Source organism: Phyllobacterium sp. CCNWLW183, from assembly GCF_037203775.1.
Taxonomy (GTDB): domain Bacteria; phylum Pseudomonadota; class Alphaproteobacteria; order Rhizobiales; family Rhizobiaceae; genus Phyllobacterium; species Phyllobacterium ifriqiyense.
The window spans coordinates 76,444-86,170 of sequence record NZ_JBBCBN010000013.1 but is presented as its reverse complement, the minus strand read 5'-3'; the positions used below and the strand labels follow the sequence as shown (position 1 = coordinate 86,170).

The window sequence follows — 9,727 nt, the reverse complement described above, 5'->3', positions numbered from 1 at the left end:
AATGGTGTGGTAACGGCCTGCGCCTTGCCTGCCACCCCGCCAAAGCCATTGCGCAAGCGCGAAGTCGCCGCATCGGAAATGAAGTGATTGTCCTGCGCCAGAACACCGGAAAGCGTGGCATGAACCTCGCCGGAAAGCATATCAAAGTTGAGGGGATTGTCGCGGGTGGACTTTATCACCTGCTGAAGCAGTTCATTATTGCTTAACCCAAGCGATTGAATGCCGCTCCACGCACCTTTCTGGTTATGTGTTGCAACACCGACGGCCAGAAACTCCGGAGCCAGCATAGCTTCAATCCGCGCTTGCAGAAGCTGTGCCTTTAGCTTCTCGGCTCCTTCGGCAAGCCGCAAGATTTCAGCCTCTGCATCCGCCTGCGCCCTGGCAATCGCCTCTGCCTCTGCCTTGGCTTTTGCTCCGGCAAGTGCCTTCGCTTGCACCTCTTCTGCAAGCCGCAATCTCTCAGCCTCGGCATCCGCCTGCGCCCTGGCAATCGCCTCTGCCTCTGCTTTGGCCTTTGCATCAGCAAGTGCCTTTGCTTGCGCTTCTTCTGCAAGCAGCAGCCTTTCAGCTTCTGCTTCCGCTTTCTCCTTGGCCTTTGCACCGAGCAGCACAACGGCCTTCTCCGCGTCACGTTTTGCTTGCTCAGCAGCCGCTAGTTGTTCTTCCAGCTCTTTTGCTTTTTCGGCTTTGACGGCCGGGGTAAAGTCGAAAAACAAAACCACTCTGTTTTCGTCTGAATAATCGAGCATCGGGGTAATGTAGTTATAGCGAGGGTCGATCTTTCTAAATCGACCTGTCACACCCTTCCCTGCGGTCAAAATATCAAATCGTTTTCCAAACACGCTTTCAGCCATGCCTTCGGATAATTCGTTTCCATTATCCAACGACACGCTGACAGTGCCACCATTCAAAATTGCTTTACCACCGATATCGAGTCTGTTGATCACCGCTAAGTCTGGCGTAAACTCAACGTCCAACTGACTGCCCTTCTCAAAGGTCGCATCTTCACCGACATGAAGTACCCCTGCTCGAGTTTCAAAATTGCCGGCACTTACTGTTCCCCCACTCTTTACCAGAAGGTAATCTATCGAACCCACACCATAGAGATAACCATTAACAGTGACCAAATTTCGGATAGCCCCGTCTAACGCCAGAGATGCCCCCTTATCGACCAGAACGGGAGATTGCAGCGATGGAACGATTGCCACCCCATCATCGCCGAGCAGCTCCTGTCCAGCTAGATCGGACTTGTTGTCCGAGACCATCAGCGTGCCTTCTTTAATGCGTGTTTCACCTGAATAGGTATTCACGCCTTCAAGTACCAGCATCCCCGAGCCAGTTTTTGTCAATCCGGCATCAAGGTTTAAAAGCTCGGCATATATGGCCTCGAGCGCAGCGATTTTCTCCGCAATAATTTTATCAGGATGATCGAAACTGGTTTCGGCTTGCTTGGTTTTCAAAGCAGCAAGCTCCGCTGCAATTTGTGCTTTGCGCTGCTCAAGCAAGGCATTTGATATATTATTTTTCCAGGTAATTTCAGTCTCGTCTCCGCTCACATTCGCGGTGAAACGCCGTAAAAATTGAATGGGGCCGCGCTTTTCCTCGTTGACATCGATCATGGCAGAGCGATCTGTGGCCCGGCTTTTAGCAGCGGCTACTTTCAAAATGTCGAGAAGCTCCCATTCGCCGAGATAGGGATGATATTTCCGCAACCTCTCCAACGATTTGTTGTCGCTGGGAAAGGATATGATTTCATGACCCTCGATATCAAAGGCGAAAGGATCGCCTCCAGTCTGCGCGCTTTTATCAGGACCGGCGTCTGCCTTGACCGCACTCTCGGCATAGCTTGGATAGCTTGTTGCCAAAAGGATGAGCGTCGAAACGACTCTATATTTCAAACGATTGCGAAAATCTGCAATGGAATAGGTTTTTGCGCCAAAATTGGCCCAGCTCAAAGAATAAGCCATAAAGAAACTCCGATACACAATACAAAAATCAGATACGCTTTACAGTTGCATTTAATGAATGTTGCATAACCATAGATTGCATATGGAGGCCGTCAATTAGGCTTTAGGCTTATGGAAATTTGCATTTGCTCCGCAGAAAATATTAGTTGGAAGATCGCAATATGGGCGATAACAGGAGGGAGTTTTCCAGCCGTAGGCTAGATTTAACTTACTGATTAAAAATATCTTTTTTTAACGCACCCTATTCCATGTCCGTCTGCGGCAGGTCGATGCCGGATAATTCGGCAAGGGTCATGCGCGCGGCGCTGACGCGGGCAAAGCGTAACGTCATTGCCTTGCGTGTTGCGCCTGCCAGCTTGTGCTCGGGCGCATCACGGATGATCTCGGCACCATATCCATCAGATAGAATGAAGCCGCAATCGTCGGGGAATATATCGGCTGGAACACCCGGATGAGTAGCAAAAAACAGCCGGTCGCAATAATCGCGATAGGTCGGCCATTTTCGATCAACCTTCCAGTCCTCGATCGATGATTTTATTTCGACAATCCAGATTTCACCATTGCGGGACAAGGCCACAAGATCGGCGCGACGGCCGGAAGCAAGCGACAATTCCGGCATGACTGCCAAGCCCATTTCGAGGAAAAGCCGCTGCACGCCGCGCCGCACCAGCATGGCATTTTCGGATTGGCGGCCGTCAATAAGTGGATTGGTCTGGCTCAGACTGACTATAGGCATGACGGCGAATCTATCGGCAATTTTGCAACCATGTGGTGGAAAATACACCCACAGGTAGGTGAAAACCATGGTTAATGGAAAACTAAGCTTTACGGTTAATGAAGCTTTAACAATAATGGCGCTAAAGAGGCAACAATAAGTAACATATAGATTCGCACAACCAACGGGGTGATCATGCGATTTAAAACTATCGTTCTTGCGGCTGGCCTTATGGGCGCAACTGCTCTAGCCGGCTGTTCCACGATCGGGTTTAATTACTCAACAGCCTCCTATAGTTCAGTTTCGGATGCAGGTTACGTTCTCCCCGCCATTCCCCGTGCAAAAATCCCGCCGCAATTCCTGCGACAGGAAGTTCGCTATGATGGCGGTGAAACACCGGGAACGATCATCGTCGATACACAGACAAAATTTCTCTACTTCGTTCTGGGCGGCGGCAAGGCCATGCGTTACGGCATAGGCGTCGGCAAGGAAGGCTTTGAGTGGAACGGTGCGGCACGCATTGCGCTCAAGCGTGAATGGCCGACATGGACCCCGCCAAAAGAAATGATCAAGCGCAAGCCGGAACTGGCTGAATTCCGCAACGGCATGGGACCCGGCCTTCAGAACCCGCTTGGCGCCCGCGCCCTCTATCTCTTCAACAAGGGCGGCGATACCGGCTATCGCCTGCATGGCACGCCGGAGTGGTGGTCCATCGGCAAAGCCATGTCTTCAGGATGCATCCGCCTGATGAATCAGGATATTATCGACCTTTACAATCGCGCCGAGGTTGGTGCCAAGGTTGTCGTCCGCTAGAAGAATTCCGCTCAGGCGGAACCACAAAACATTGCAGCAAAAGGCCACTTTCGAGTGGCCTTTTTGTTGGATGAGTAGGGTCGGGACCCTAGAATACGGCGAAGGCTTCAACCCGTCTTTATTTCCCTCCCCTGATTTTGCCGTGTTGACCTGATCATCTGCCGCCTCATAGATTGCACCTGTCGATCTTGGACCAACCCGGATAGAGGCTAAAACTGGAAAGTGAATATGTTTAAAACCGTTGCCACCACACCATTCGATGACCAAAAGCCCGGCACGTCAGGGCTTCGCAAGAAGGTTCCTGTTTTCCAACAGCCCAATTATGCGGAGAACTTCATTCAGTCCGTATTCGACGCGCTTGAAGGATATGAAGGCAAAACACTGGTGATCGGCGGAGATGGCCGCTTCTACAATCGCGAAGTCATCCAGATCGCCTTGAAAATGGCAGCCGCCAATGGTTTCGGCCGGGTGCTCGTGGGGCAAGGCGGCATATTATCCACTCCGGCGGCGTCCCATCTCATTCGCAAATATGGAGCCTTTGGCGGGCTGATTCTGTCTGCCAGCCACAATCCCGGCGGCCCCACCGAAGATTTCGGAATCAAGTATAATATCGGCAATGGTGGCCCCGCGCCGGAAAAAATTACAGAAGCTATTTTCGCCATTTCCAAGACCATCAAGGAATACAGGATCGCTGAGAGCGCCGACATTGATATCGACACAATCGGCACTCAGAAACTTGGCGATATGGATGTGGAGATTGTCGATTCGGTTGCCGATTATGCGGCCTTGATGGAAACACTTTTCGATTTTGACGCTATCCGCGCCTTGATCAAGTCGGGCTTCACCCTGCGTTTTGATTCCATGCATGCGGTTACAGGCCCCTATGGCAAGGAAATTCTCGAAAAGCGCCTTGGCGCGCCGGAAGGTACCTGCCTCAACTTCGTGCCATTGACTGATTTTGGCGGCCACCACCCTGATCCTAATCTGGTTTACGCCAAGGAACTCTACGACCTTCTCATGTCTGCGGATGGTCCTGATTTTGGTGCTGCTTCCGATGGCGATGGCGACCGCAACCTCATCATTGGCAAGGGTATCTTCATCACCCCTTCAGACTCGCTTGCCATGCTGGCAGCCAATGCCCACCTTGCGCCAGGCTATAAGGCCGGGCTTAAGGGCATTGCCCGCTCCATGCCCACCAGCGGCGCCGCCGACCGCGTGGCGGAGAAGCTGAAAATCGGCATGTATGAAACCCCGACGGGCTGGAAATTCTTCGGCAATCTGCTCGATGCGGATATGGCGACCATCTGCGGCGAGGAAAGCTCCGGCACAGGTTCAAACCATGTGCGCGAGAAGGATGGGCTTTGGGCCGTGCTGCTCTGGCTCAATATCCTTGCAGTGCGCAAGGTCAGCGTTCAGGAAATTGCGCTTGAGCATTGGGCCCAGTATGGCCGCAACTATTATTCGCGCCACGATTATGAAGGTGTCGACACGGCCAGTGCAAACAAGGTTATCGACGCGCTGCGCGCGAAACTTACCAACCTGCCGGGCACCTCCGTTCAGGGACTGAAAATCGCAGCTGCCGATGATTTTGCCTATCATGATCCGGTCGATAAATCCGTCAGCGAGCATCAGGGCATTCGCATCCTGTTTGAAGGCGGCTCCCGCGTTGTCTTCCGCCTGTCCGGCACAGGAACATCCGGCGCTACGATCCGCGTTTACATTGAACGCTATGAGCCGGACCCGTCACGACATGATCTGGAAACGCAAGGGGCGCTTGCAGATCTTATCCTTGCTGCCGAAGAGCTTTCCGCCATCAAAGCCCAGACGGGCCGCAAAGAACCGAGCGTAATCACGTAAGGGCAGTCGGAAGGCAGAGGCTGCTGAACCAGCCCAACGGACATAATCCAGCAATGTGTGTCAGACCACACTCGCTGGATTTATGCTGCCATAAACTCCACCCTCATCGAACTTTCAAAACATCAAGGGGCATTGATGACCCAACTTCGCACGCTTTACCCAACGATAGAACCTTATGAAACAGGTATGCTCGACGTAGGAGATGGGCACTCCATCTATTATGAACGCTCCGGTAAACGGGGTGGGAAACCTGCCGTCTTTTTGCATGGCGGTCCAGGAAGCGGTGTTTCTTCGAACCACCGGCGCCTATTCAATCCTGATGTCTACGATGTCCTGTTATTTGATCAGCGTGGTTGCGGAAAGTCTGTTCCACATGCTGATCTTCATGCGAATACAACATGGCATCTCGTGGAGGATATCGAGCGGTTGCGAAAGCTGATCGGCGTTGACAAATGGATGGTCTTTGGAGGTTCATGGGGATCTTCGCTTGGCCTCGCCTACTCGCAAAAACATCCGGAACATGTCAGTGAATTGATCCTGCGCGGCATCTATACTGTCACAAAGGCAGAAATCGACTGGTATTATCAGTTTGGCGTTTCCGAGATGTTTCCAGATAAATGGGAGCTTTTTCAGGCACCCATTCCCTTGGAAGAGCGCGGTAATATGGTGGCGGCATACCATAAACGTTTGACCGGAGACGACAAAATTGCCCAGCTTGAAGCGGCTAAAGCATGGACGATCTGGGAAGGCGAGACGGTGACGCTTCTTCCCGATCCCGAATATTCCGCACGCTTCAGGGATGGTCACTACGCTCTCGCCTTCGCCAGATTGGAAAACCACTATTTTATAAATGGCTCGTGGCTGGAGGAGGGGCAGTTGCTTCGTGACGCTCATAAGCTCCATGGCATTCCGGGTGTAATTGTTCAGGGGCGCTATGACATGCCCTGCCCGGTAAAATATGCCTATGCGCTTCACAAGGTCTGGCCTGATGCCGAATTTCATCTTATCGAAGGGGCAGGTCACGCCTATACGGAACCGGGCATACTCGATCGGTTAATTCGGGCCACCGACCAATTTGCCGGACTCTAGATTTCATCACCTTACATCCTGTCATGAGACGCGGCGCGGTTCCTGCGCGAATGGGCTGAGGCCCAACCACTGTTGCATGGAGGCGGCGATTGCAGGATCGCCGTCAAACTCAAGGTTGCCAGCATCCACCTCCCGCCGGACCATTGAGAGGCCCATCCAGATTGCGGTCATGCTCTTCAATGAACTCGTGATAAGCAGATCAATGTCATATCCCGGATCAAACCCGCAAAGGTCAACAGAACCGTCCTCAACGACAAGCCAGAAATTTTGCCGCGCTTGAGGCAGTTCAGGGTACAGAAATTGAATCGTACACCGGCGCTGCGGCAATGGTTTCGGATTGAGATGACGGCGCATATCCCACATCAGCAACGATGGATCGAGATTCTTCAGCGAAACCTTGGATTCCACCCAGCGCTGCCCCCAAAAACCGATCCCCATGATTACGGGGCGCAAATCCTCACCGGCCGCCGAAAGATGATACTCCAGAACGCCCGCAGCATTTGGAACCGTCATTATGACGCCAGCGCGTTCAAGCTCTTTCAGGCGTTTTGAAAGGAGTGCGGGCGACATGCGCGGCACGCCCCGGCGCAAATCATTGAAGCGCGTCGTGCCGCATAAAAGCTCCCGCAAAATCAGCGTTGTCCATCGAGAGCATAATATTTCAGAGGCCATCGACACCGGACAGAACTGACCGTATCCGCCATGCGTTTCCATGAGTCCCCCTCAGGACTTTATTTTGTTTGAAGGTACTCCAAAAGATCGGGCAAGGGAACGGGCTAGTTCATTTCGTGAACTAGACGAAGCCCGTCAATGAGAGGATTTTTACTTTCACTAAAAACAAAAGCGAGGAGAACATCATGAACACCATGGCACATTCATCATCGGTTGATAATGCCGAGACACATTCTCATGCGAGCCCTGCCGCTGAGATTGCTCGCACATTGTCATCCGCTTTCGCCGATAATGCCGGTCATATCGATGCGACGGATACATTTGTCGCCGATAATTACAGGTTGCTCCAAGAAGCCGGCCTTATCGAAATCGGCGTACCGCTTGAACTTGGAGGTGGAGGCGCGAATGTTACGGAACTGGCGGAAATGTTGCGGATTATCGCACATGCATGCCCCTCGACCGCGCTGGCTTTTTCCATGCACACCCATCAGGTGGCAATTCCCGCTTGGCGTTGGCAGCATCAGAAACTGGCCGCCGTAGAACCTCTGTTGAAACGTGTTGCGGCCGAAAAGCTGATCCTGCTTTCCAGCGGCGGTTCCGACTGGATTGGCGGCTCCGGCAAGGCCGTTAAAGTTGATGGCGGTTATCGCATCTCGGCGCGAAAAATATTCACCTCGGGGGCTAATGCGGGCAATCTTTTGATGACGGGCGCCATGGTTGAAAATGACGACGGATCACATAACGTCATCCATTTTGCTGCTCCCATGAAGGCCGAGGGAGTGAGCGTCGTTGAAACCTGGAAGGCAATGGGCATGCGCGGCACTGGTTCCAACGACGTCATTTTCGATAATCTGTTTATTCCTGATAGCGGCGTCGCCCTCTCACGCAAGGCTGGCGAATGGCATCCTTTGTTCCAGATCATTTCCACAATTGCCTTTCCGCTGATCTATGCGGTTTATCTTGGCGTTGCTGAAAGCGCGCGTGATATTGCCGTTGGCCTCGCCGGTAAGAAACCCTTGAGCGCTCACAGCTTCAATCTTGCTGGCCGAATGGATACAAACTTGCGCGCCGCGCAACTGGCGCATCAGTGGATGGTGAACATAGCTGCCCGCAACGCGCCCTCTGCGACAACCGTCAATGAAACTATGATTGGTCGGTCTCTTATCGCCGAACACGCGATTAAAGCCGTAGACTTGGCAATGGAATTGGCGGGCGGCAGCGGATTTTACCGGGATAACCGTCTTGAACAGCGTTTCCGCGACATACAGGGCGCCCGCTACCACCCGCTACAGCAGGGCCCGCAGGCCCATTATGCCGGAGCAATGGCTTTGGGCCAGCCTGTGGACCATATCTTTTAAAGGGATTTGGATGGCGGCCTAAGTGCCGCCATCCTCTAATCAAAAACGATTGCAGGAGCGGTGCGCCCACCCTTGGCCAGTTTCAGCTGTTCCCAAACCTTCGCAGCGATCTCACGATAGACCCTGGTTTGCGGGCCATCCGGATTGCTGATGACGACCGGTGTTCCTGCATCCGACATTTCGCGGATTTCCATCACCAGCGGCACTTCGCCAAGGAATGGAACGCCAAGGCGTTCTGCTTCCTTGCGTGCACCGCCATGGCCGAAAATATCGTAGCGCGCGCCCGTATCCGGCGCGATGAAATAGCTCATATTCTCAACAATGCCGAGCAGCGGCACATCGACCTTTTTGAACATGTTGAGCCCTTTGCGCGCGTCGATCAGCGCCAAATCCTGGGGTGTCGAAACGATCACCGCACCGGCAAGCGGCACCTGCTGCGCCATGGTCAATTGCGCGTCGCCGGTACCGGGCGGCATGTCCACCACCAGCACATCGAGATCGCCCCATTGCACTTCGCGCAGCATTTGTGTCAGCGCCGACATGACCATGGGGCCGCGCCAGATCATCGGCGTTTCCTCGTCCACAAGGAAACCGATCGACATGACCTTCAGCCCATAGCCTTCCATCGGCTTCAGCACCCGGCCGGAAACCACTTCCGGCTTGCCGGAAATGTGCAGCAGACGCGGCATGGAAGGTCCGTAAATATCTGCATCCAAAATACCGACGCGCTGACCATTGGCCTGCAAAGCCAAAGCCAGATTGACAGCGGTCGTCGATTTGCCAACCCCGCCTTTGCCGGATGCGACTGCGATAATGGCGCCAACGCCGGGCACTCCGGATTTGACCGGCGCTGCCGCATGGCTGTGACCGGCATGGCCGGCAGCGGCTGGCGGAGCTTTAGCCGGTACACGTTGCGGCGGCACCGCGCCTGCCGGTGCCGGTCTTTGCGCAGGTCTTGGTGCAGGCGCAGCACGCGGCGCGTCATCGCTTGTCGGGCCGCCGCGTTTTTCGGCGGTCAATGCAACCACTGCGCCTTTTACATCGGGCATTGCCTTGACCACACGTTCGGCGGCAGAGCGGAGCGGCTCCAGCTCTTGAGCACGTTCGGCAGGGACGGTGATCGAAAAGAACACTTTATTGTCGGCGATAAAGATGTCTGACACCAGACCAAGCTCGACAATATTGCTGTTGAAATCCGGACCGGTCACCGTCCTCAATTGTTCCAGGACCTCGGTCTTCGTCACATCTGCCATTGC

8 protein-coding genes are annotated in these 9,727 nt (G+C 53.6%); 4 read left to right on the top strand and 4 right to left on the bottom strand.

The genetic code is table 11. From position 1 onward, the window contains the following. Positions 1 to 1,967 (bottom strand): autotransporter-associated beta strand repeat-containing protein (locus V9K95_RS22870; protein ID WP_336442319.1); only part of this gene is annotated, 1,967 nt, incomplete at its 3' end. A 241-nt stretch (positions 1,968 to 2,208) separates the two neighbouring features. Continuing rightward, the gene (locus V9K95_RS22865; RefSeq protein ID WP_115051512.1) at positions 2,209 to 2,703 is read right to left on the bottom strand and encodes an MmcB family DNA repair protein; all 495 of its coding nucleotides are present in this window, start codon (positions 2,701 to 2,703) and stop codon (positions 2,209 to 2,211) included. 174 nt (positions 2,704 to 2,877) lie between these two features. Here V9K95_RS22865 and V9K95_RS22860 point away from each other — a divergent pair, with 174 nt between their 5' ends. The 3 genes from V9K95_RS22860 to pip all read left to right on the top strand — a co-directional run bounded on the left by V9K95_RS22860 (position 2,878) and on the right by pip (position 6,441). Beyond that, on the top strand, positions 2,878 to 3,495 hold the full coding sequence (locus V9K95_RS22860; protein ID WP_115051513.1) for a L,D-transpeptidase: 618 nt from the start codon (positions 2,878 to 2,880) through the stop codon (positions 3,493 to 3,495). Between the two features lie 228 nt (positions 3,496 to 3,723). Continuing rightward, positions 3,724 to 5,352 carry an alpha-D-glucose phosphate-specific phosphoglucomutase gene (locus V9K95_RS22855; RefSeq protein ID WP_336442318.1) on the top strand — a complete coding sequence of 543 codons (1,629 nt, stop codon included), beginning with the start codon at positions 3,724 to 3,726 and terminating at the stop codon, positions 5,350 to 5,352. A 135-nt stretch (positions 5,353 to 5,487) separates the two neighbouring features. Then, the gene (gene pip, locus V9K95_RS22850; RefSeq protein WP_435530084.1) at positions 5,488 to 6,441 is read left to right on the top strand and encodes a prolyl aminopeptidase; all 954 of its coding nucleotides are present in this window, start codon (positions 5,488 to 5,490) and stop codon (positions 6,439 to 6,441) included. Between the two features lie 21 nt (positions 6,442 to 6,462). Here the strand turns inward: pip and V9K95_RS22845 are convergent, their stop codons facing one another. Then, positions 6,463 to 7,155 carry a winged helix-turn-helix transcriptional regulator gene (locus V9K95_RS22845; protein WP_115051516.1) on the bottom strand — a complete coding sequence of 231 codons (693 nt, stop codon included), beginning with the start codon at positions 7,153 to 7,155 and terminating at the stop codon, positions 6,463 to 6,465. Between the two features lie 152 nt (positions 7,156 to 7,307). Here V9K95_RS22845 and V9K95_RS22840 point away from each other — a divergent pair, with 152 nt between their 5' ends. Next, positions 7,308 to 8,471 carry an acyl-CoA dehydrogenase family protein gene (locus V9K95_RS22840; RefSeq protein WP_442958604.1) on the top strand — a complete coding sequence of 388 codons (1,164 nt, stop codon included), beginning with the start codon at positions 7,308 to 7,310 and terminating at the stop codon, positions 8,469 to 8,471. 35 nt (positions 8,472 to 8,506) lie between these two features. Here the strand turns inward: V9K95_RS22840 and V9K95_RS22835 are convergent, their stop codons facing one another. After that, positions 8,507 to 9,724: an Mrp/NBP35 family ATP-binding protein gene (locus V9K95_RS22835; RefSeq protein WP_307282212.1), complete on the bottom strand. Its 1,218-nt coding sequence runs from the start codon at positions 9,722 to 9,724 to the stop codon at positions 8,507 to 8,509. Between the last annotated feature and the right edge of the window lie 3 nt (positions 9,725 to 9,727).